Below are 21,271 nucleotides of genomic sequence, written 5' to 3'. Positions count from 1 at the left end.
CCCCGGCCGGGTCAGGGCGACGCCAGTGGCGGCAGGGAACCGAGCGCGAGGACGTCGGCGCGGCCGGCGCGGTAGACGGTCCCACCGGCGGCGGCCAGCGAGACCGGATTGCCGCCCCCGCTGCCGCCGTCGAGCGGCTCCGACCGGTCCTGCCAGCGCAGCCCGCTCGTCGCGGGGTCGAAGGCGTACAACTGCTCGTCGCCCGCATCCGCGTACACGCCACCGCCGTCGGCGGCGATCATGGCGACCGGCCCGGGACGGCTGCCCGCGGGCACGTCGGTCGACCAGCGCCGGTCGCCGGTGTCGACGTCCAGCCCGGTCAGGCGGACCCCGCCGAACACGACGGCCGTCCCGTCGGCGGCCGACAGCGGACAGTCCACCACGCCGTGCTGCACGGACCTCCACCGCACCTCGCCGGTCGTCCCGTCCAGTGCGGAGACGAAGGTGGAGACCATCGCCTCGTTGACGGACACGAGGAGGACCGTGCCCCGGTGGACGGTGAGCGGTCCGGTCGCGACGACGTCGCGCTCCCACAGCCGCTCGCCGCTGCGCGCGTCGAGGGCCAGGACCCCGGTCGACCTGCCCGCCGCGTACACGGTGCCGCCGGCGAGGGCCAGGGCGGCCGAGGCGCCCGCCGGACCGGTCCACCGCGGCTCGCCCGTCGCCAGGTCGTAGCAGCGCACGGAGGACCCGTGCACGGCGAACACGCTGCCGCCGCCGACGGCGGGACCCTGCCCCGACCCGCCCTCGGTCCGGTCGGGCAGGACGGCCTCCCACCGCTGCTCCCCCGAGACGGCATCCAGAACGCACAGCCCGGTGTCGGTGGCCACGCAGACCACACCGTCCCCGGCGGCCACCGGCCAGCCACCCTGGGGGCCGGCCGCGTCGGGCGTGCTGACCGCACGGCTCCAACGGACCTCGCCGGTGCGCGGGTCGAGGGCGCGCACGCTGCCGTCGAACCCGGAGGCGTACAGACCCTGCCGGCGACCGGCGGACAGCGCGAGCCGCCCGTTCGCGGCGGTCGTCCGCCAGAGCCTCGGCCCGTGGGAGTCCCCCTGGCGGACCCAGGCTTCGAGGCCCGCCGCGGCCGCGAGCGCGCCCAGGCCGACGACACCCATCAACAGCTTCCGGCGGCCGACCGGGCGCCGGGTCGGCCGGGTCGGCGCGATGCCCCGCTCCGGCTCGGGCATCGGCACCGGCTCGGGCATCGGCTCCGGGTCCGGCATCGGCTCCGGTTCGGGCTCCGGGTCCGGCATCGGCTCCGATTCGGGCTCCGGCTCCAACTCGGGCCCGGGCCCGGGCTCGGGCTCCAACTCGGGCCCGGGCTTCGCCACGTCATCCCGTGCGGCGTCCTGTCTCGCATGCTCGTTCACGCCTGACAGGACTCCGCACCCCGCCCCGGGGTTGCCCCGGAACCGGAAGAAGATCACGACACGCCGGAACGGCGGCCGACACTACGTCTTCCGCAGCTGCGGCGCCGGCACCCCGATCAGCAGTTGCCGCACCGCGTCCCAGGCCGCGCGCAGGGCTGCCGCGACGGCCCGGGTGTCGGAGCCGAGCAGTCGCAGCCAGGCGCCGCTGTCCTGCGGCAGCACGCTGACCCCGTACAGCAACTCGCCGCGGCCCCGGCAGCGGTCGGCCACGGCCTCGTGCAGGACGTCCGCGATCCGGCCCGCCGGGGCGAGCGGGCTGAGGACGTACAGGCTGGACATCACGTCGTGCCCGGCCAGCACCGCCGGCCCGGTGACTCCGCTGCCCCCGGCCGGCGAGGGATCCAGCCGTACGGTGTCCAGCGCCACCAACTCGCCGTCGGGACGCCGCACTTCGAGGTCGGACGCGAACACCCGGTAGGCGTTGCGCTCGCCCCGGGCGAGCCGGCCGGCCAGGACGGTCTCACCGGCCAGCACCGTCGCCTCGGGGTCGACGGTGAGCACGGTCCGCTGGTAGAGGCGCGAGTCGACGAAGGGGATCACCGGCTCGGGCAGGTACTCGACGTAGGCGCGCGGGCCCGCCGCCAGGTTGACCAGCTGCGTCGCGTAGTCGTACTCCATCCGGTAGACCTTGGTGGCCGCCTGGGTGGTCAGGTGGACCGCCGTGTCGGCGCCGCAGCGCAGGTCGGTGCGGAGCCGGTCGGCCTGGAGGATGCCGCCGCCGGTGGACATCAGGAAGGTGACGGCGAGATCGGGGCGGGCCGGGTCGAAGTACAGCGGGCGCATGATCTGCAACGGCGACTTCTGGTAGTGGCCGGTGAGTTCGGTGCGCCCGCCGATCCGCTCGAAGGCCAGTTCCAGCAGCCCGACCTTGCCGGGACGCCCGACCGCGAGGGTGTCGGGCGTCCCGGCGTGGCGCCGGACCTCGTACGGGACGCGGGCCGGCTCGTAGTGCCGGGGGTCGAGCCGGGGCACCCCCGGAGCCGGAGCGTCCGCACCGGGCGCCGCGTCCGCACCGGGCGCACCGGCCTGAGCGGCCGCACCGGCCCGGACGTCCTGAACGTCCTGCACGTCCTGAACGTCCTGCACGGCCCGGGCAGCCGACGCGACCGTCACGCCGGAACCTTGCGGAAGGTCTCCAGGAAGGCCGCGATCTCCTCCAGCCCCTCCCCCGTCAGGCAGTTGGTGAGCACCACCGGCCCGCCCTCGCGCACCCGGTGGGCGTCGGACTCCATCACCCCGAGGTCGGCGCGGACGTACTGGGCGATGTCGATCTTGTTGATGACCAACAGGTCCGACTCGGTGATGCCCGGGCCGCGCTTGCGGGGCATCTTCTCGCCCTCGGCGGTGTCGAGGACGAAGAGGAAGAGATCCACCAGCACCGGGCTGAAGGTCAGGGTGAGGTTGTCGCCGCCGGACTCGAACAGCAGGGTGTCGACGTCCGGGAAGCGCTCCAGCATCTCGGCACCGGCCGCGAGGTTCATCGTCGGGTCGTCCCGGACGGCCGTGTGCGGGCAGGCGCCGGTCTCCACGCCGACCACCCGCTCCGGGTCGAGCAGCCCGGCCAGGGTGCGCCGCACGTGCTGGGCGTCCTCCTGGGTGTAGATGTCGTTGGTGATGACCGCCGGGCGGTGGCCGCGGGCGATCAGCACCGGGACGAGCGCCTCGATCAGCGCCGTCTTGCCGGAGCCCACCGGGCCGCCGATGCCCACGCGGAGCACGTTCTCGGTCAACTCTCCTCCTTGGATTGGTCGTTCTGGTGGCACGCGTACGCATCGAGTGGTCAGCTCATGAACAGCCGGGCCTCCGCCCGTTCGTGCCGCCCGGACATGGCGTCCGCGACCGGCACGCAGCCGCCGAGGTCCGCCAAGTCCCGTGCCAGCGCGGCGGAGACGACCTCCCGGATCACCGGGGAGGCCGCCCGCAGCACCACCTGCGCCTTGCGGTGGTCGGTCAGCCGCAGCCGGAGCGCCGCGCCGACGAAGCTGGTGCAGAACGCGAACAGGTCGCTGGTGACGGCCTGTTCGACCGGAACGCCGGCCGAGGCGTACGCCACCCCGGCCGCCACCGCCTGGCAGCCGGGGGCCCGCTTCCGCGCGACCAGTCCGGCGTACCGCTCCAGCGCCTCGCCGCCCACCGACTCCCGGGCGATGTCCAGGAGTTGGCGTCCGGTCCGGGTGGCGGCCAGGCGCAGTTCGCGGTTGAGCCGGGTGGCGTGCAGCCGCTGGTCGGTCTCGGCGAGTAGCTCCCAGTCGCCCGCGGTGGCCGCCCGGTGGGCCAGGACCAGCGCCGTGGCGTCGGACGGTCCGACGCCGTGCCGCAGCAGGTCGGCGAGCAGCGCGGGCAGGGTGTCCGGGGTGACGGCCTTGGCCTGGGCGTAGCCCTCCAGCCCGTGCGACAGGGTATAGAAACCGCTGGGGAAGGCCGAGTCGGTCAGCTGGAGGCAGACCAGCAGCGCGTCCAGGCCGTGCCCCGACACACCGGCGTCGGCAGCGACACCGACGACACCACCGGCGTCGGCGACAGCGGTGCCGCTCACGCGAGGTAGAACAGGTGGTTGAGCGGCAGTTCGCAGGCCGGCTCGATACTGGCGGGCTCGCCGTCCAGGGTGACCTTGTACGTCTCGGGGTCGACCGCGATCTTCGGCAGCGCGTCGTTGCGCACCATGTGCTGCTTGCCGACCGAACGGCACCGCCGCACCGGCAGCACCCGGCTCTCCAGCCCGAGTCGGGCCGGAACCCCGAGGTCGACGGCGGCCTGCGACATGAAGGACACCCGGGTGGCCTGCCTGGTCCGGCCGTACTGGCCGAACATCGGGCGGTAGTAGACCGGCTGCGGGGTGGGCAGCGAGGCGTTCGGGTCGCCCATCAGCGCCCAGTTGATCACGCCGCCCTTGATGACCATCTTCGGCTTGGCGGCGAAGGAGTTGATCGGCCAGAGCACGATGTCGGCGAGCTTGCCGGGCTCCAGCGAGCCGATGTGGTCGGCGGTACCGGAGGCGACGGCCGGGTTGATGGTGAGCTTGGCGAGGTAGCGCAGCACACGGGCGTTGTCGTTGCGCTCGCTGTCGCCGGCCAGCTTGCCGCGCTGGTCCTTGCAGTGGTGGGCGGTCTGGAAGGCGCGGGTGAAGGACTCGCCGATCCGGCCCATCGCCTGCGAGTCGGAGGAGAAGATCGAGATGACGCCCTCGTCGTGCAGCACGGTCTCGGCGGCGATGGTCTCGGCGCGGACCCGGGAGTCGGCGAAGGAGACGTCCTCGGGGATGCTGTGGCTGAGGTGGTGGCAGACCATCACCATGTCCAGCAGCTCGTCCACGGAGTTGACGGTGTAGGGCAGCGTGGGGTTGGTGGAGGACGGCAGCACGTTGGGCTCGCCGGCGATCCGCATGATGTCGGGGGCGTGGCCGCCGCCCGCGCCCTCGGTGTGGAAGGTGTGGATGGTGCGGCCGTCGATCGCGGACAGGGTGTCCTCGAAGTAGCCGGACTCGTTGAGGGTGTCGGTGTGGATGGCCACCTGCACGTCGTACTCGTCGGCGACGCTCAGCGCGCTGTCGATCGCGGCCGGGGTGCTGCCCCAGTCCTCGTGCACCTTGAGGCCGCACACGCCCGCCTCGACCTGCTCGCGCAGGGCTCCGGGCAGCGAGCCGTTGCCCTTGCCGAGCAGGCCGACGTTGACGGGCAGGTCCTCGACCGCCTGGTACATCCGGTGGATGTTCCACGGGCCGGGGGTGCAGGTGGTGCCGTTGGTGCCGTCGGACGGGCCGGTGCCGCCGCCGATCAGGGTGGTGATGCCGTTGCTCAGCGCCTCCTGCACCTGCTGCGGGGCGATGAAGTGGATGTGGGTGTCGATGCCGCCGGCGGTGGCGATCAGGTGCTCGCCGGAGATCACCTCGGTGCCGGGGCCGATCACCAGCCGCGGGTGCACGCCGCTCTGGGTGTGCGGGTTGCCGGCCTTGCCGACGGCGACGATCAGGCCGTCCTTGACGCCGATGTCGCCCTTGACCACGCCGAGCACCGCGTCCATGACGACCACATTGGTGATGACCAGGTCGAGCGCCCCCTGGAGCGAGGTCGCGGCCGGGTCCTGGGCCATCCCGTCGCGGATGCCCTTGCCGCCGCCGTAGACGGCCTCGTCGCCGTAGTGGCCCTGGTTGAAGTCCTGCTCGACCTCGACCAGGAGGTTGGTGTCGGCGAGGTGGAAGCGGTCGCCGACGGTGGGGCCGAAGAGGTCGGTGTACTGCCTGCGGGAGAGGATGGCCATCAGCGGTCGCCTTCCTGGTGGGTCTCCGTGCGGAAGTCCCGGGGCCGGTCTTCCTTGTGGTCGAGGTTGGTGCCCTTGAAGCCGAGGGCGATGGCCCGGTCGACGGCGCGGGCGCGGGTGGCGGGGGCGGTGATGCCGCCGTCCACGAGGTTGGCGAAGCCGACCAGGCGGCGGTGGCCGCCGAACTCGGCGAGCGTGACGTCCTTGGTGTCTCCCGGCTCGAACCGGACGGCGGTGCCGGCCGGGATGTCCAGGTGCTTGCCGAAGGCGGCGTTGCGGTCGAAGTCGAGGGCGCGGTTGGCCTCGAAGAAGTGGTAGTGGGAGCCCACCTGGATCGCCCGGTCGCCGGTGTTGCTGACCGTGACGGTGGCCTTGGCGCGGCCGGCGTTGATCTCCACCGGGTCCTCGCCGTACAGGTATGCGGCGCTACCGGACATGGCCGGCCTTCCTTTCTGCCGGGTCAGTGGGGGTGTGCGCGGGTCCCCGGGCGCGGCCGGGGCGGTCGTGCGAATGGTGCTGGTGGTTCTGATGCTGGTGCTGGTGGTTCCCGTGCGGCTGGTGGTGCTGGTGCTGATGGCTCTGCTCGTCCGGCCCGTGGCTGTGCGCGTAGCCGTGCCCGTGCTCGGCGTCGAGGCCGGCCAGGATGCCGTCCTCCCCGTGCCCGAGCAGGTGCAGCGCCGCCGCCGTCCGGGCCGCGACCACCCCGGCGACGGCGGACGGCCGCAGCAGCGGACCGCCGTCCCGCACGCCGGGCAGCGGGGTGCGCAGGGCCGGCCCGAAGGAGGCCGGAACGGCCGTCACCTCGCGGGCGCCGAGCAGGCGGCAGCGTTCGGCGCCCTCGGCCGGGTCGGGGTCGCCGCCGTCGAGGGCGACCTCGACCCACCGGTGCTTGCCGTACTGGCGGGTGAGGCGGGCGATCCGGAACAGCTCGGCGTCCTCGAACGGGCCGGCCGCCGGCGCGGTGACCAGCACCGCGCCGTCGGGGGCGGCGCCGGCGGCGGCGCGCAGCCAGCCGGTCAGGTGGTCGGCGGCGGCGAAGGGGGCGGTCAGCGCGAGCCGTCCGCGGCCTTCCCCGCCGGCCAGCCAGCGCAGCGCCCGGGCGGTGTCGGCGACCAGTGCGGGGTCGCGGCCGAGCGTCATCGGCACGACGCACACCGGTCCGTCGCCCGCCGCGGCGAGCGCCGACCGTACGGCCTCGGTGAGCGGACGGCCCGCGGGGGCGACCGCGTGCACGGTGGCACGCCCGGCGGCCGGGGGCCGGGTGGTGGAAGGCACCGTGGTCGGGTGCCGGGCGGCGGCCGGTCCGGTGGACCCGCCGACCACCAGGGCGGCGAGGTCGCGTCCGCCGTCGCTCTCGTGCCCACCGGCCAGCACCACGGTGGCGGCCTGAATCCGGGTCATCGCTCAGGCACCCACCGGGTCGTGGCAGGAGACCAGCTTGGTCCCGTCCAGGAACGCCGCCTCGACCTGGAGCAGCGGGAGCATCTCGCGCACGCCGGGCATGACGTCCTCGCCGCCGACGACCTGCTTGCCGATCTCCATGCACTCGGCGACGGTCCGGCCGTCCCGGGCGCCCTCCATGATCGCCTCGCTGATCAGCGCGCAGGCCTCGCTGTAGTTCAGCTTGACGCCGCGGTCTCGGCGTTTGCGGGCCAGGTCGGCGACGACGTAGATGTACAGCTTGTCCATCTCACGCGGCGAGAGATTCACGGGTATCACTCTTCCTTTCCGGGAATCCGATGAATGGCAGGGAGTGCTCGCGGCAATCGACCTGCCGAGAGTTCAAAAAAGCGAAGAGAAGCGAGGGGAAGCGAGGGGAAGCAAGGGAGCGAGAGCGGCGGGGAAAGTGGGGAAAGCGGGGAAAGTGAGGGGATCGCGGGGGCGTCGGGCGCGGAATCAGACCCGGCGCAGGCGCGGGACGGCCGGCGCGGCCGCCAGGAACAGCATCGTGGTCAGCACGAACGGCCAGGTGAAGGCATGGCCGCCGAAGGGCGCGGAGACCGCGCCGAGCGCCGGGGTCAGCACCGTCGCGCCGGCCGCACCGAGCAGGGCGTAGGCCGCGCTCCAGGCGTCGGGCGCCAGGAACACCCCGCACAGCGCGAGGGCGACCAGCACCCCGCTGTACCCGAGCAGGCCCTGCCCGACGGCCTCGCCGGGGGCGCCGAACGCCCAGGCCGCGAGCAGCCCGGTGGCGCTTCCCGCGCAGGCCATCAGGCCCGCGAGCCGGCTCGCCGCGAACAGCCCGGCCAGGAACAGCAGGCCGGCGTACCACTGCGGCACGAGGAAGATCTGACCGATGTTCGCGAAGAACCCGTGCCAGAGCTGGTCCCAGCTCAGCCCGGTCGGCCCCTCCGCCGGAACGGGCAGGGCGGCGGGCGCTCCCGCCCCGTGCCACAGCCGCCGCAGGCCGGGGGCGGCCGCCGTGACGGCGGTCGCGACCAGGCAGAACGGCGCGGTCAGCGCGGGCAGCCGCCAGGTGGCGAGCAGCGCCCCGAGTCCCGCCGTGACCACCACGGCGACGGCGGCCCCGAGGACCGCCACCGCGACCGTCGCGGGGTGCCCGGCGCCCAGGAAGGCGGCGCAACCCAGCGCCACCAGGCACCCGTTGTACCCGTGCAGCCCCGCCCCGACGGCCTCCCGGTCGAGCCCGAGCCCGTACGCGACGGCGGTGGAGACGGCACTGCCCAGCAGCCCGTAGAGGCCGTACCGCCAGTCGGCGGCGAACAGTGCGGCCACGAAGAAGAGTCCGCAGACGACGGACGGCATGAAATCGACCTGCGCGACGCCGCGCAGCACTTCCGCGAACCACCTGCCGGATATCGGACGAGTCGCCACCGAGGCGCTCTCCCCACCTTGTTGCCCATCCATGCTGCGCACCAATTTTCCGGTACGGCCGGCCTGCCGAAAGTCGGCCCCGGCGATTCCTCCGGAACCGTACTCCTACGGTTTGCGAAGTCCAGGGGGCACGGGCTGTTATGCCAAATCCACGAAGGGTGACCATCGGGCCACTGAGCTGCAACAATCTGTTGAAGTCAGTGCGGGTCGCGTTCGTTGCAGGGAGAAATCCTTTGCGAAGTTTTACCGACGGTTGGCATCGGTGCCGCCGGGGTCCGCGCTCACTTCACCCGGCCCAGATGCCGCGCCAGGAACCGTTCGGAGGAGATCAGTTGGAGCTCCGGCAGCTCCAAATGGCCCCCGGGGTTGGCGTGCAGCGTCTTCTCCCGCGAACCCAGCGCGCCGAACAGGGCCAGCGCCCCCTCGCGCAGGACCAGTTCGTCGTCCCACTGGAGGAGGAACTCCACCGGCACCCCGACCCGCTCCGCCGCCTCCGTCTGCGACGGGTGCCCCGTCAGCCCGAACACCGCGACGGCGACCCGGGGTTCGGCCGCCGCCAGCGGGAGGCCGATCACGCTCCCCAGCGACAGCCCCCAGTACCCCACCGGCCCGAGGCCCTCCGCCCGCCCGCCGAGCGCGTCCAGCACGGCCACCCATTCCGGCACCGCCCGCTCCGCGAGCGCCGCCGTGTGCCGCGCCACCCACGCGCTGATCGGCCGCCCCGCGGCGATCAACTCCCCGATCTCGGTGGCGAACCGCTCGTCCTGCGCACTGCGCAGCCGCTCCCCGTGCCCCGGCGCGTCCAGCGCCACCGCCGCGCACCCGAGCTCCCGCACGCACCGGCGGGCCCGGTCCACCAGCCCCGGCACCAGCTTGTGCTGCCCGCCGCCGTGCCCCAGCAGTAGCAGCGGCCGCCCGCCGAGGGGCGGTCCGTCCGGCTGCCAGAGCACCCCGGGCACGCCGTCGAGGGTGAAGCGGCGCTGCGTCACGCCGTCCGCGCTGGATTCCGAGGTGAAGTGCACCCCGCCATCATGGCTCCCGACACACGTTCGGGTCCCGGCTTTTCCGCGTTGCCACCGGAGCGGACCGCCACCGGCGGCTCCGCGGCGGCCCGCACGCCACGGCACCGGAGGGCACCGGAGGCCGGGCGGGCCGACGTTCCGCTCCGGGCTCGCCGCACCGGGATTCCGGTGCCTGTGAGCGCTACTGCGCGGCCGGGGCGGACTCGCCGAGGAAGGCGAGGAGGAGGGCGGTGGTTTCGGCCGGGCGCTCCAGGCTGGGGAGGTGGCCGGCCCAGGGGAGTTCCTGGTGGCGGGCGTCGGGGAGGAGGGTGGGGAGGGTGGCGGCGATGTCGCGGAAGTCCTGGAAGTCGTGGGCGCCGGCCACGGCCAGGGTGGGGGCGGTGATCCGGCCGAGGTCGACGTCCTCGCGGTCGGGGCCGAACGTCGCCTCCATCTGGACGTCGAAGGCGTGACGCTGCATCCGGCGGACGTGCGCGCGGGTCTGCTCGTCGGCCTCCGGGCCGAGCCAGGACTCGACGTTCAGCTCGACGGCCGCGTCGATCTCCCCGGCCTCGATCAGCTCGTCCTCCCGGCCGCCGAAGGCGCGCAGGGTGTCGCTGGGCCGGTGCCCGGGGATGCCCGCGCAGAGCAGGGCCAGCCTGGTGACCGCCTCGGGGCGCAGCGCGGCCGCCGTCAGGGCGATCCGGCCGCCGTGGGAGGCGCCGACCAGGGCGGCGGCCTCGATGCCCAGGTGGTCGAGCAGGGCCAGGACGTCCCCGGTGTCGCTGTACGGGCCGTCCGCGAGCGGCGTGTCGCCGAAGCCGCGGAAGTCGCAGCGGACCACCCGGTACCCGGCGTCGATCAGCGGCTGCCACTGCGCGTCCCACATCCGCCGGTCGCACACCGAGGAGTGCAGCAGCACCACGGCGGGCCCACTGCCTGCTACATCATGAGAAATGATCATCCGGCGGATAGTAGTGCCCCTGCCGCCGTTCCCCAAGCAGTTTGAAGCCGCCGCACCCACCCGGTAAGCGCTTCCGGCCTCCCCGGGGCTCTGGACGGGTGAAGGAGGTGATCGGAGGTGCTCATGGGAGAAGCGAAGAGCGATCGGGACGACGGGTTCCAGGCGTTCATCGTCGCGGCCTGGCCGCGCCTGGTACGGACGGCGTACCTGCTGGCCGGCGAGCAGTACGCGGCCGAGGACCTGGTGCAGTCCGCCGCCGAGAAGGCCTGCGCGGCCTGGGCGAAGGTGCGCCGGGCCGACGATCCGTACGCCTACGTGCGGCGGATCCTGGTCAACCAGCACGCCCGGCGCTGGCGCCGCCGGGCGCCGGAGCTGCTGGTGGACGCGGTGCCGGACACGGCGGGGGCGGAGGACGGCTTCGCCCGCTCCGACCAGCGCGGGGCCCTGCTGGCCGCACTCGCCACCCTGCCGCCGCGCCAGCGCGAGGCGGTGGTGCTGCGGCACTGGGAGGACCTGAGCGACAGCCAGACGGCGGCGGCCATGGGCTGCTCGGTGGGTGCGGTGCGCAGCCACGCGGCGAAGGGCATCGCACGGCTGCGGCAGGTCACGGCGCTGGTGGAACTCAAGGACACGACACGGATCGGAGGAGCGGCATGAACCGGGAGCCGGACGGGGTGGGTACGGGCGCGGACGACGGCGAGGACCTGTGGGTGGGGTTCGGCCTCGCCGAGGCGGCGGCCGGCGCGAGCATCGGCCCGGCGCCGGTGGCGGACATCGTGGCGGGCGGCCGCCGGCTGCGGCACCGCCGCCGTACGGTGGTCGGCGCGGCGGTGCTGGCCTCGGTGGTGGCCCTGACCGGAGGTGCGCTGACGCAGCTGCGCCCGGGCGGGGCACCCGCCCACGGAATCGGTGCCGCGAGCGTCGGCGCCGCGCTCTCCCCGACGCCCGGCCCCACGCCGGAGCGCACTCCCGATTGGGGCTACCCCATCCCGCCGGACGGGACCGCCCCGGCCTTTCGGGACCCGCTCGCCCCGGTCCGGGTGCTGCTGGGTCAGGGCCTGACCCCGGACGGAAAGCAGTGGCAGCTGTGGGAGGCGCTGTGGCCGCAGGCTCCGCAGCGGCGGGCGTTCGAGCAGGCGACGGCGGTGTGGGAGGAGCGCAGCCGGTACGACCCGGCGGTGCCCGAGCCGACGCCGGAGTACGTCCGGCAGTACTGGCAGCCGGACTCCGACGTCACCAACGTCTACTTCATGGTGGACGGGGTGCGGCAGTCCCACGACTCCGAGGGCACCCAGCCGGCCCCGGGCCGGGTCGACCCGCGCAGCCGGACCGCTTTCGGCGGCGGCCTGGTCGGCCACCGGGGCAAAGGCGACACCGTGGCCCCGCTCGACGTGGTGCTGCTCTCCCTCGGCCCGGACGTCGGCCGGGTGGTGGTGACCTGGGCGGACGGCAGCACCACCGAGCCGGCGTTCGTCACCGTGGCCGACTCCCCGATCCGCGCGATGGTGGTGGCCCGCCCGGGGACGATGCGGGCGAAGTCCTGGCAGTTCTTCGACAAGGACGGCAACACGCTCCCGGACGCCGGAGCCCGGTACCTGACGGAGCCTGCCTCCTGAGACGGCGGCGGGAGTGGGAAGTCGGCCGGGCCGACTTCCCGCTCCTCGCCCACCCCTCAGCCGAGCAGCAGCTTCGCGGCCACCGTCGCACCGTCCGTGCGGATGCCGGCGGCGACGGCGGCGGCGCGCTCACGGGTGGCGGGGGCGAGGGCGAGGCGGAGGGCCGCGGTGAGGGATCCGGTGGTCGTGGTCGGGCCGTCGTGGGCGGCGCCGATGCCCAGCTCCGCCACCCGCGAGGCCCAGTAGGGCTGGTCCACGATCTGCGGGACCAGCACCTGCGGCACGCCGGCCCGGGCGGCCGTGGTGGTGGTGCCCGCACCGCCGTGGTGGACGACGGCCGCGACCTTCCGGAACAGCGCCTGCTGGTTGACCTCGCCGACCGCGAAGCAGTCCTCGGCCCCGTCCACCTCGGCCAGTCGGGCCCAGCCGCGGCCGAGCAGCACCCGCCGGCCCTGCGCCCGGACCGCCTCGACGGCGACCCGGGCCGCGTCCACCGGGTCGCGCAGCGGCATGCTGCCGAAGCCGACGTACACCGGCGGCTCGCCGGCCGCCAGGAAGGCCGACAGGTCGGCGGGCAGCGGGCGTTCGTCCGGCAGGATCCACGCGCCGGTCTGCACCGCCTCGGGCCAGGCAGCGCCTGCCGCGCCCCCGCCCCCGCCCCCGCCCGTGGCCGGGCCCGGCCACGGGTCGAGCAGCGGGTCGGTGGCCAGCCACGGCCGCCCGGTGAGGACGTGGTCCCGGACGTTGTCGGCCACGGGCAGTCCGACGGCCGCCCGGTGGGTGTTGACCGCCGCGCCGAACAGCGCGTTCATCGTCCCGATGTTGAGCTCCCACAGCTCCCGGGGGTCGGTCACCTCCGGCGGGTACGGCAGCATCGGGTACTCGAACGGCCGGTGGTGCGGGGAGGGCAGCATGGTCGGCTGGAGGGCGACGCAGGTGAAGCGGGCGCCCAGTCGCTCGGCCGCCGCCTGGGCTCCGGCCACCGCCGGGAACAGGCCGGTGGCCACGACCGCACCGCCCGGCTCGGCCGCCCCGAGCACCGCCGCGTGGAACTGCTCGACCAACCGGGCCGCGCGCTCGGGGAGTTCCGAGGGCGCCGGGGGCGGTCCGCTGACCAGCGAACGCACCGACTGCCCGACCGGCACCAGTTCGACCCCGGCCTCGGCCAGCCGGACCGCGAACTCCTCGTCCGGCGGCGCGCACACCCGCGCCTCGGCGCCCAGTTCCCGCAGCCGCAGCGCCAGCGCGGCCATCGGCTCGACGTCCCCGCGCGACCCGTACGTCGACAACACCACTCGCACGTCGTGACTCCCCCGTTCCCTCGGATTGCGTCCTCGAGCCGGTGATTCTGCGGCAGCACCGGGGCCTTGTGGCAAGGCCCCCCGTGCGCTGTACGTTGAGAGTGGCGAGGAGTGGGTACGCCTCCGGACACCACCACGCCTGCGGACACCGCCACGACGCCGGACACCGCCACGACGCCGAACCTCCATGACACACCGGGCGGGTGCCGTAATTCCCCGGGCGGGCGCCGAAGCGCCTGGCAGACTCTCCCCATGCGCACCGTCATTGAGCACATGGCCGCTCAACTCGCCCGTGTGCCGGGCGTGGTGGGGGTGATGCTCGGCGGGAGCCGGGCCCGGGGCGAGGAGGGGCCGGAGTCGGACTGGGACCTCGGGGTGTACTACCGGGGCGCCCCCGACCTCGACGCGCTGCGGGCGCTCGCCGGGCCGGAGGTCGAGGTGGCCGGGCCGGGCGGCTGGGGCCCGTGGGTGAACGGCGGTGCGTGGCTGCGGGTCGAGGGTGTCGCCGTGGACTGGATCCTGCGGGACCTCGACCGGGTCGGGCGGGTGTGGGCGGACTGCCGCCGGGGCCGCTTCGAGGTGGGAACGCAGGCCGGCCACCCGCTCGGCTTCTGGTCGCCCTGCTACCCGGGCGAGGTCGCCCTCGGACTGCCGCTGGCCGACCCCACCGGGGAGTTGACGCGGCTCAAGGAACAGGCCGCCGACTATCCGGAGCCGCTGCGCGACGCCCTCGTCGCGGCCACCTGGGAGGCCGGCTTCCTGCTCGACACCGCCGCGAAGAGCGCCGCCCGCGCCGATGCCCTGCACGTCTCGCTCTGTCTGTCGCGCGCCGTCGGCATCCTGGTCCAGGCCCTCCACGCCCACCACCGCCGCTGGTGCCTCAACGAGAAGGGCGCCCTGGCCGTTGCGGAGCAACTTCCGGACACTCCGGCGGACTTCGGCACGACGGTGCGCGGCCTGCTCGCCGCGCCCGGCGGATCGGCGGCCGAGCTGACGGCCACGGTCGCCCGGGCGCGGGAGCTGACCCGGGAGACCGTGGCCGCGCTGGGCCGCTGAGCCGGCTCCCGGGCTCCCGGCGGGGCGGTCCAGGCCTCCCGGCGAGCCGGTCAGTCCCGGTACCAGGAGACGGTGAACCCGTGGTCGGCCGCCGACGCCACCTCGACGGCCGCCGCCCGCAGCTCCCGCTCCCAGTCCTGCCGCGCCCCGGACTCCCGGTCGCCGAGGCAGTCCGGGCAGCAGACCTGGTCGGCCAGCGCCGCGAACCGCTGTTCCGCCGCGTCAGCGGCCCCGCCGCTCGCCCGCCAGAGCTCGCTGACGGCGTCCCCCGACGTGATCTCCTCCGACACCAGCCGGGCCGCCGTACGGTGCAGCAGGCAGCGCCCGACGAAGTCCTCGTCCGGCACCGGCAGGCCGAGCTCGGCCATCGCCTGCCACAGCAGCCCGCTGAGCTCGGCCGAGCGCTCGCCGCGGCCCCGACGCCCCGCCAGGTCGCACAGCGCGGCCGACTGCGCACCGACTCCCGCCGCCAGCAGCTCGGCGGCGGCCATCGGCAGGTCCTCGGGGTGGACGAGCCCGGTGGCGTACCGCCAGGCCAGGGTGAAGGCGTCGTTCATGGCGACATCCTGACAAGACGACCGCGGCCGTCGCCACCCGGTATCCGCGGCCCTGCGGGAAACCGCGGGGTGGCGTGCTGCGGGAAACCGCAGGAGGTTCGCCGGAAACCCTCATACCGCCACTGACCTGCGGTTTCTAGCGTGGAGCCAGCCGGGGACGAGCAGTCCCCCGACCACCTTGGAGCCCCGCATGCCGCACACCGTCCTCGCCATCGCCCAGCAGCCCGCCGACGGGTTCGCCGGCTGGGCGGCCGACCTGGTCGACACCATGGGCGGCCCAGGGGCCGGCCTGGCGATCGCGCTGGAGAACCTCTTCCCGCCGCTGCCCAGCGAGGTGATCCTGCCGCTGACGGGCTTCGCCGCCGGGCAGGGCGTGATCAGCCTCGCGTCCGCGCTGACCTGGACCACCCTCGGTTCGGTCACCGGGGCCGTCGTCCTCTACTGGCTGGGCGCCCTGTTCGGCCGGGAGCGGATGCACGCGATCTGGGCCCGGCTGCCGCTGGTCAAGGCCTCCGACCTGGAGCGCACCGAGGCCTGGTTCGCCCGGCACGGGACGAAGGCGGTGCTGCTGGGCCGGATGGTGCCGATCTTCCGCAGCCTGATCTCGGTGCCGGCCGGGGTCGAGCGGATGCCGCTGCCCGCGTTCGTCATGCTGACCACGATCGGCAGCCTGGTGTGGAACACCGTGCTGGTGATGGCCGGCTTCCTGCTCGGGGACCGCTGGGACGTGGTGGAGACGTACGTCGGGCTGCTCTCCAAGGCGGTCCTGGTCGTGGTCGTGCTGGCCGTGGCCGGGTACGTCGTGATGCGCGTCCGCGGCCGCGGCGGCGAGAGCGCCGCCCAGCACCGCCGCACCCGGTGACCGCCCCGGACGGCGCCGCGCACATCGGCCCCATCGGCCCCATCGGCCCCATCGGCCCCATCGGCGCCACCGGCGCCACCGGCCCCGTAAGCTCGAACCCCGTGCAAGGGGATGGAGCAGACACCACGTCATGGCCGCGCCGCGCCGCCGGAGTTCTGCTCGGCTGCCCGAGCGCCGCCCTCGCCGCGCTGTACCTGCTGCTGGCCGGCGCCGTCCTCGGCCCGTTCCTGCTCTGGCCGCGCACCCGCCCGTACGCGGCGCCGGGCCTGCTGTCCGGGGTGCGCCGGCTGGCCGCCCTGGAGCGGGCCCGGCGCAGGGCGTTCTTCGGCGACCGCTTCCCCCGCCACTACCGGGCGGACGACCGCAGGCTGCTGCGCTACCTGGTGGTGCGCAGCGGTGGCGGGCTGGTCGCCGGGGTGGTGCTGGGGCTGCTGGTCTTCGGGCTGGCGCTGGCCGTGCTGCTGGTCGGCGGGGTGCTGCGCGGCTCGCTGGGCTGGGAGGAGCTGGCGACCCAGGTGCTGCTCGGCGGGGTGCTGCTCTTCCTGGCCGTACAGGGCCTGTTCTCGCTGGCCGCGCTGGACGCCCGGACCGCCCGGGAGTGCTTCGGGCCGTCCGAGGCCGAGCTGCTGCGCCGCCGGATCGCCGAACTCGCGGACAGCCGGGCCGCGGTGGTGCGGGCGGTGGACACCGAGCGGCGCCGGATCGAGCGGGATCTGCACGACGGCGTGCAGCAGCGGGTGGTGGCGCTGGCGATGCTGCTCGGCCGGGTGCGGCGCGGCCTGGACCGCCACCAGGGCCCGGAGCGGACGGAGGCGCTGCTGCGCCAGGCGCACCGGGAGGCGCGGGAGGTGCTGACCGAGCTGCGCGAGGTGGCCTGGCGGGCGTACCCGTCGGCGCTGGACACCCTGGGCCTGGAGGAGGCGCTGGGCGGGGTGGCCGAGCGGTGCGCCATCCCGCTGCGGCTGCGCTACGAGGTGGCCGGCCCGCTCCCCGAACCCGTGCGGACCGCGGCCTACTTCGTGGTGTCGGAGTGCGTCACCAACGCCGCCAAGCACTCCGCCGCCTCGGCGGTCTCGGCCCGGGTCGAGCGGGCCGCCGGCCTGCTCACGGTGCGGGTGGAGGACGACGGCGCGGGCGGCGCGGATCCTGCCGGCAGCGGCCTGACCGGACTGCGCGGGCGGGTGGCCGCGCTGGACGGTACCCTCCACGTCCACAGCCCCGCCGGGGGCCCGACCGTCATCACCGCGGAGCTGCCATGCGCGTGACCCTCGCCGAGGACTCGACCCTGCTGCGGGAGGGCCTGGTCCGCCTGCTCGCCGAGGAGGGGCACGAGGTGCTGGCCGCGGTGGGCGACGCGACGGCGCTGACCGCGGCGGTGGCGGAGCAGCAGCCGGACGTCGTGGTGGTGGACATCCGGATGCCGCCGACCCACACCGACGAGGGGCTGCGGGCGGCGGTGGAGATCCGCGAGCGGTGGCCGCGGGTCGGGGTCCTGGTGCTCTCCCAGCACATCGAACGCGGTTACGCGGCCCGGCTGTTGGACGCCGGCGCGGAGCGGGTCGGCTATCTGCTGAAGGACCGGGTGGCCGAGGTCGAGGAGTTCCTGGACGCCCTGGTGCGGGTCGCGGCGGGCGGCGCGGTGATCGACCCGGAGGTGGTCCGTCGCCTGGTGGTGCACACCACCCGCACCGACCCGCTGGCCCGGCTCACCCCGCGGGAGCGCAGCGTCCTGGAGGCGCTCGCCGAGGGCTGGACCAACGCCGCCATCGCGCAGCGGCTGCACGTCTCGCTGAGCGCGGTGGAGAAGAACCTCAACGCCGTCTTCGACAAGCTGGACCTGCCCCGCACCACGGACCACAACCGCCGCATCCTGGCCGTCCTGCACTACCTCGGCGTGTAGGGCCGGTCTCCTGGGTCCTTGCCGGACCCGACGGCACGGACCCAGACGGGGAACGGCGGGATGGCCGCTTCCTCCCCCTCCCCCTCAGCCTCCTCCTCGTCCGTGATCCTGGTGACGCCGGGCTCCGCGTCGGCGAGGTAGTCCGCGACGATCGGTCCGAGGTCCGCCACCGGTTCGTACGCGCCGCCGAACGGCAGGTCGTCCGGGCCGACCGAGCCGGTCGAGCAGCGCAGCTGCCCGGCCTGGTCGTCGTGCCAGACGTAGAACGTGGCCGGCCCGTCGTGGCCCAGCGCCCGGACCCGGTCCCGGAGCAGGGCGGCGGTCCGCTCGAAGGCGGCCACCACCTCCGGGACGCTCAGCGCCCGCCGGTCCTCGACCTCGGCGGTCAGCCACCAGGTGTTGGTCTCCCACTCCACCGGGTGGTCGTCCGGCTCCAGCGCCAGCGGCTCGTCCGCCAGCTCGGCGATCCACGTCAACAGCATGGCGCCAGTATCCCCGGCCGGGCGACGCCCCCGACCCCCAGCCCCCGGCCCCCGACCCCCGGGGCTCAGCGCTCCCGCGGCTCCCGGGCCCGGAGCGCGGCGACGTGGCCGGGGCGGGGACGGGGGCGGGCCGCTCTCCCGGCGCCGTCGCGGGCGGCATCCGGCGACCCGAGGTCGAGCACCCGGTCGGCCAGCGGCAGCAGGGCCCGGTCGTGGGTGATCAGGACGGTGGTGCGCCCGGCCATCAGGCGGCGCAGCGCGGGAACGAGCTGCGCGACGGTGTGCACGTCCAGGCCGCTGGTGGGTTCGTCCAGGACCAGCACGGGGGAGTCGCGCAGGAAGGCGCGGGCGATGGCCACGCGCCGGCTCTGCCCGCCGGAGAGCTGGAAGCCGTCGGCGCCGATCACGGTGCGGTAGCCGTCCGGGAGCGCGGTGACGAAGTCGTGGGCGTCGGCGTTGCGGGCGGCGCGTTCGACGGCGGCGGGCGGGGCGTCGGGGCGGCCGTAGGCGATGTTGTCGGCGATGCTCGCGTGGAACAGCGGGGCCTCCTGGGGCAGCAGGGTGACCGCTCGGCGCAGTGAGGCGAGGGTGAGGTCGCGCAGGTCCTGCCCGTCGAGGCGGACGGTGCCGGCCTGCGGGTCGAGGAAGCGGACCAGGAGCTTGGCGAGGGTGGATTTGCCGCTGCCGTTGGGCCCGAGGACGGCCAGGCTCTCGCCGGGGCACAGGTCGAGGTCCAGGTCGGCCAGGACCGGCGGTCCGGGGACGCCCGTGGCACCGGGGTAGCCGGCGCGGACGCCCTGGAGGGTGATCCGGCCCCGGACCGGGCCGGTGTCCCGGGCCGTGGGGCGTTCCTGCACCGGGCTGCGGATCTCGTGCAGCTCCAGGACGCGTTCGCCCGAGGCGCAGGCCGTACCGGCCAGCGGAATGAGTGCGGCGAGCTGCTGGACGGGCTCGAACAGCTGGGCCATGAAGGCGGCGAAGGCGAGCAGGCCGCCGAGGCTGAGCTGTCCGTGGATGACCTCCAGCGCGCCGACACCCACCACGACCAGCCCGGCGAGCAGCTGAAGCACTCCGAGGAAGGGCTGGTAGAACTCGGCGACCCGGGCGGCGGCGAGTTCGGCGTCGAGCAGGGCCCGGCCCTCCCGATGGACCCGTTCGACCTCGCGGTTCTCCTGGCCGCACGTCCGGGTGACCATGGCGTTGCGCAGGGATTCCTCCAGCAGCGCGGTGACCCCTCCGGCGCGGCGCTGGACCCGCCGTTCCCGGCGCCGGATGACACGTCCGAACAGGCTGCTGGAGAGGATGAACAGCGGGGCGGCCAGCAGCGCGGCCAGGGTGAGCGGCCAGCTCAGGTAGAACGCGGCACCGGTGAACAGCAGCAGGCTGACGACGGCCACCGCACCGTCGACCAGCCCTGTGGCCACCATCTGCTCGATCTCGGCGATGTCGACGGTGAGCCGCGCCACCAGGTCGCCGCGCCAGCGGCTCCCCAGCGTGTCGGGGGGCAGGGTGTGCAGGTGGGCGAGGGTGTCCGTTCGCAGCCGCAGCATGTAGCGCTCGGCGGTCCTCGTGCTGGTGTAGGCGCCGGCGAAGGTGAACAGCGCCGCGACGGCGGCCGCACCGAGCATCAGGGCCGCGAGCGGCCAGAAGTCGCCGAAGTGCCGGGGGACGAGGACGTCGTCGATGAGGTCCTTGAACAGCCAGACCGAGACGACCTCGCCGAAGGCGCCGACGACGAGCAGGGCCGCGCTCACCGGGAGCCAGCGCGCGTCGGGGCGCACCCACGGCCAGAACCGGCGGATCAGCTCCCGCAGCGGTATGACCGGCGATTCCGCCACCGGTCCCTGGTCGTCGGCCTCGTTGGCCTTGTTGGGCTTGTCTGCCTCGGCGGCCTTGTTTGTCTTGTTGGCCTCGGCGGCCTCGGCGGCCTTGTCGACCTCATCGGCCGCCCGGTCGCCCGGGGGCGTCACATCGCGCATGGACACGACCCGTTGCTCTCGGAGACGTCGTTCCGGAATCCGGAAACGACGTTCCGGGATCCGGACCCGCCGTACCGGGGTGGGGCCGCGTCATCCTCCGTGCGGAGGCGCCGGCGACCCCAGGGCGAGGGGCCGGCGGTAGCACCGCCGGCCCCTGGGGTGACGCTGGTCGGACCTGCCGTGTGCAGTCCTAGCCGAAAGCGCTGTCACCAAAAACCGAAACGACGACGGTGGTGACCACGGCGGTCGCGGTCACGACCACGGTCCCGACGATCACGACCGTAACCACGGTCTCTGTCTCCTCCACGGCCGAAGTAACTCATCACGGCTTCTCTCTCTCGTCGTGTCGGCCCTCCGCGCGCCCACGACCCGCACCGACGGCGCGAATTACGGGGAACTGGAGGCCGTTACCGGTGGTCGAACCCTTCCGGCGGCCTGTCGGCGACGCCCGGATCGATTCGCCCCACTCCTCCAGTATCCGCCTACCGAACGTATGCGCAGCTTCAGAGCCGATCGGATTGTGCGGTTGTCGGATCCTGCATCTGTTCGACGACCACGGTGGATGGCGTCCCGCCCGTCACGTTCAGCAACTCCCGGTACGTCATCGGGACGACGGTGTGCGGGTGTCCGGCGGCGGCCCAGAGCACCTCGTACGCGTCGAGCGCCGTGTCGACCACGGTGCGCAGCGGCGCCGGGTGGCCGGTCGGGGCGACGCCGCCGATGGCCTGGCCGGTGGCCTCCCGGACCTGGGCGGCGGTGGCGCGTTCGATCGGGCCGGTTCCCAACTGCCGTGCCAGATAGGCGGTGTCGACCCGGTGGGCGCCGCTGGTCATCACCAGCAGTGGCGCGCCGTCACAAATGAACACCAGGCTGTTCGCGATGGCGCCGACCTCGCAGCCCAGCGCGGCGGCGGCCTCGGCGGCGGTGCGGGCGGAGTCGGGCAGGACGCGGATCTCGCCGGGGACACCGGCCACCGCCAGTGCCTCGGCGACGGCCTGACTGCGTGTGGGGAGTGAAGAGGTCATCGG

General features: G+C 74.4%; 22 protein-coding genes. 6 read left to right on the top strand and 16 right to left on the bottom strand.

Features of this window, described 5'->3' with window-relative positions; all coding sequences use genetic code 11:
* Positions 1–11: 11 nt before the first annotated feature.
* From ACFVUY_RS04480 to ACFVUY_RS04430, 11 genes are all read right to left on the bottom strand, one after another.
* On the bottom strand, positions 12–1,334 hold the full coding sequence (locus tag ACFVUY_RS04480; RefSeq protein WP_387727272.1) for a PQQ-binding-like beta-propeller repeat protein: 1,323 nt from the start codon (positions 1,332–1,334) through the stop codon (positions 12–14).
* A 120-nt stretch (positions 1,335–1,454) separates the two neighbouring features.
* Positions 1,455–2,405, bottom strand: a complete 951-nt coding sequence (locus ACFVUY_RS04475) for an urease accessory protein UreD (protein ID WP_387727781.1) — start codon at positions 2,403–2,405, stop codon at positions 1,455–1,457.
* Positions 2,406–2,542: 137 nt separating this feature from the next.
* Positions 2,543–3,163: an urease accessory protein UreG gene (gene ureG / locus ACFVUY_RS04470; protein WP_387689683.1), complete on the bottom strand. Its 621-nt coding sequence runs from the start codon at positions 3,161–3,163 to the stop codon at positions 2,543–2,545.
* Positions 3,164–3,213: 50 nt separating this feature from the next.
* Positions 3,214–3,969 (bottom strand): urease accessory protein UreF, encoded by a 756-nt coding sequence (locus tag ACFVUY_RS04465; RefSeq protein ID WP_387727270.1) that lies wholly within the window; start codon positions 3,967–3,969, stop codon positions 3,214–3,216.
* On the bottom strand, positions 3,966–5,690 hold the full coding sequence (gene ureC, locus ACFVUY_RS04460) for an urease subunit alpha (RefSeq protein WP_387727268.1): 1,725 nt from the start codon (positions 5,688–5,690) through the stop codon (positions 3,966–3,968). Before ureC ends, ACFVUY_RS04465 begins: the two co-directional genes overlap by 4 nt.
* Positions 5,690–6,127, bottom strand: coding sequence for an urease subunit beta (locus ACFVUY_RS04455; protein ID WP_359904398.1), 438 nt, complete (start codon positions 6,125–6,127; stop codon positions 5,690–5,692). Before ACFVUY_RS04455 ends, ureC begins: the two co-directional genes overlap by 1 nt.
* Positions 6,117–7,091, bottom strand: a complete 975-nt coding sequence (locus ACFVUY_RS04450) for a cobalamin biosynthesis protein CbiX (RefSeq protein ID WP_387727266.1) — start codon at positions 7,089–7,091, stop codon at positions 6,117–6,119. The genes ACFVUY_RS04455 and ACFVUY_RS04450 overlap by 11 nt, the downstream gene beginning before the upstream one ends.
* A 3-nt stretch (positions 7,092–7,094) precedes the next feature.
* Positions 7,095–7,400: an urease subunit gamma gene (locus tag ACFVUY_RS04445; protein ID WP_188298983.1), complete on the bottom strand. Its 306-nt coding sequence runs from the start codon at positions 7,398–7,400 to the stop codon at positions 7,095–7,097.
* Between the two features lie 186 nt (positions 7,401–7,586).
* The gene (locus ACFVUY_RS04440) at positions 7,587–8,525 is read right to left on the bottom strand and encodes an urea transporter (RefSeq protein WP_387727264.1); all 939 of its coding nucleotides are present in this window, start codon (positions 8,523–8,525) and stop codon (positions 7,587–7,589) included.
* 281 nt (positions 8,526–8,806) lie between these two features.
* On the bottom strand, positions 8,807–9,547 hold the full coding sequence (locus ACFVUY_RS04435) for an alpha/beta hydrolase (protein ID WP_387727262.1): 741 nt from the start codon (positions 9,545–9,547) through the stop codon (positions 8,807–8,809).
* A gap of 181 nt (positions 9,548–9,728) precedes the next feature.
* Positions 9,729–10,490, bottom strand: a complete 762-nt coding sequence (locus ACFVUY_RS04430) for an alpha/beta fold hydrolase (RefSeq protein ID WP_387727260.1) — start codon at positions 10,488–10,490, stop codon at positions 9,729–9,731.
* A gap of 123 nt (positions 10,491–10,613) precedes the next feature.
* Here ACFVUY_RS04430 and ACFVUY_RS04425 point away from each other — a divergent pair, with 123 nt between their 5' ends.
* Both ACFVUY_RS04425 and ACFVUY_RS04420 read left to right on the top strand, forming a co-directional pair.
* On the top strand, positions 10,614–11,147 hold the full coding sequence (locus ACFVUY_RS04425) for a SigE family RNA polymerase sigma factor (protein WP_387689696.1): 534 nt from the start codon (positions 10,614–10,616) through the stop codon (positions 11,145–11,147).
* The gene (locus ACFVUY_RS04420) at positions 11,144–12,106 is read left to right on the top strand and encodes a hypothetical protein (protein ID WP_387689698.1); all 963 of its coding nucleotides are present in this window, start codon (positions 11,144–11,146) and stop codon (positions 12,104–12,106) included. Before ACFVUY_RS04425 ends, ACFVUY_RS04420 begins: the two co-directional genes overlap by 4 nt.
* 56 nt (positions 12,107–12,162) lie before the next feature.
* Here the strand turns inward: ACFVUY_RS04420 and ACFVUY_RS04415 are convergent, their stop codons facing one another.
* Positions 12,163–13,407 (bottom strand): glycosyltransferase, encoded by a 1,245-nt coding sequence (locus tag ACFVUY_RS04415; RefSeq protein ID WP_387727258.1) that lies wholly within the window; start codon positions 13,405–13,407, stop codon positions 12,163–12,165.
* 252 nt (positions 13,408–13,659) lie between these two features.
* Here ACFVUY_RS04415 and ACFVUY_RS04410 point away from each other — a divergent pair, with 252 nt between their 5' ends.
* Positions 13,660–14,463, top strand: coding sequence for a nucleotidyltransferase family protein (locus ACFVUY_RS04410; protein ID WP_387727256.1), 804 nt, complete (start codon positions 13,660–13,662; stop codon positions 14,461–14,463).
* Between the two features lie 50 nt (positions 14,464–14,513).
* Here ACFVUY_RS04410 and ACFVUY_RS04405 read toward each other — a convergent pair whose 3' ends face one another.
* Complete coding sequence (locus ACFVUY_RS04405; protein WP_387727254.1) at positions 14,514–15,020, bottom strand: hypothetical protein; 507 nt, start codon at positions 15,018–15,020, stop codon at positions 14,514–14,516.
* 190 nt (positions 15,021–15,210) lie between these two features.
* On the opposite strand from ACFVUY_RS04405, the gene ACFVUY_RS04400 reads away from it, so the two are divergent.
* The 3 genes from ACFVUY_RS04400 to ACFVUY_RS04390 all read left to right on the top strand — a co-directional run bounded on the left by ACFVUY_RS04400 (position 15,211) and on the right by ACFVUY_RS04390 (position 17,782).
* Positions 15,211–15,882 carry a DedA family protein gene (locus tag ACFVUY_RS04400; protein WP_387689705.1) on the top strand — a complete coding sequence of 224 codons (672 nt, stop codon included), beginning with the start codon at positions 15,211–15,213 and terminating at the stop codon, positions 15,880–15,882.
* A 101-nt stretch (positions 15,883–15,983) separates the two neighbouring features.
* Positions 15,984–17,147 carry a histidine kinase gene (locus ACFVUY_RS04395; protein ID WP_359914118.1) on the top strand — a complete coding sequence of 388 codons (1,164 nt, stop codon included), beginning with the start codon at positions 15,984–15,986 and terminating at the stop codon, positions 17,145–17,147.
* Positions 17,138–17,782: a response regulator gene (locus tag ACFVUY_RS04390; protein WP_380537760.1), complete on the top strand. Its 645-nt coding sequence runs from the start codon at positions 17,138–17,140 to the stop codon at positions 17,780–17,782. The genes ACFVUY_RS04395 and ACFVUY_RS04390 overlap by 10 nt, the downstream gene beginning before the upstream one ends.
* Here ACFVUY_RS04390 and ACFVUY_RS04385 read toward each other — a convergent pair.
* The 3 genes from ACFVUY_RS04385 to ACFVUY_RS04375 form a co-directional block, all read right to left on the bottom strand.
* Positions 17,767–18,264, bottom strand: a complete 498-nt coding sequence (locus tag ACFVUY_RS04385) for a hypothetical protein (protein WP_387727252.1) — start codon at positions 18,262–18,264, stop codon at positions 17,767–17,769. The genes ACFVUY_RS04390 and ACFVUY_RS04385 overlap by 16 nt on opposite strands.
* Before the next feature lie 65 nt (positions 18,265–18,329).
* Positions 18,330–20,243, bottom strand: a complete 1,914-nt coding sequence (locus ACFVUY_RS04380) for an ABC transporter ATP-binding protein (protein WP_387727779.1) — start codon at positions 20,241–20,243, stop codon at positions 18,330–18,332.
* Positions 20,244–20,746: 503 nt separating this feature from the next.
* The gene (locus ACFVUY_RS04375; RefSeq protein ID WP_387727250.1) at positions 20,747–21,268 is read right to left on the bottom strand and encodes a YbaK/EbsC family protein; all 522 of its coding nucleotides are present in this window, start codon (positions 21,266–21,268) and stop codon (positions 20,747–20,749) included.
* Positions 21,269–21,271: the final 3 nt, after the last annotated feature.

This window comes from Kitasatospora sp. NPDC058063 (assembly GCF_042885395.1).
Classification (GTDB): Bacteria; Actinomycetota; Actinomycetes; order Streptomycetales; family Streptomycetaceae; genus Kitasatospora; species Kitasatospora lactacystinica.
The sequence above is the reverse complement of the archived record's forward strand: the minus strand, read 5'-3'. Positions and strand labels throughout refer to the sequence as shown.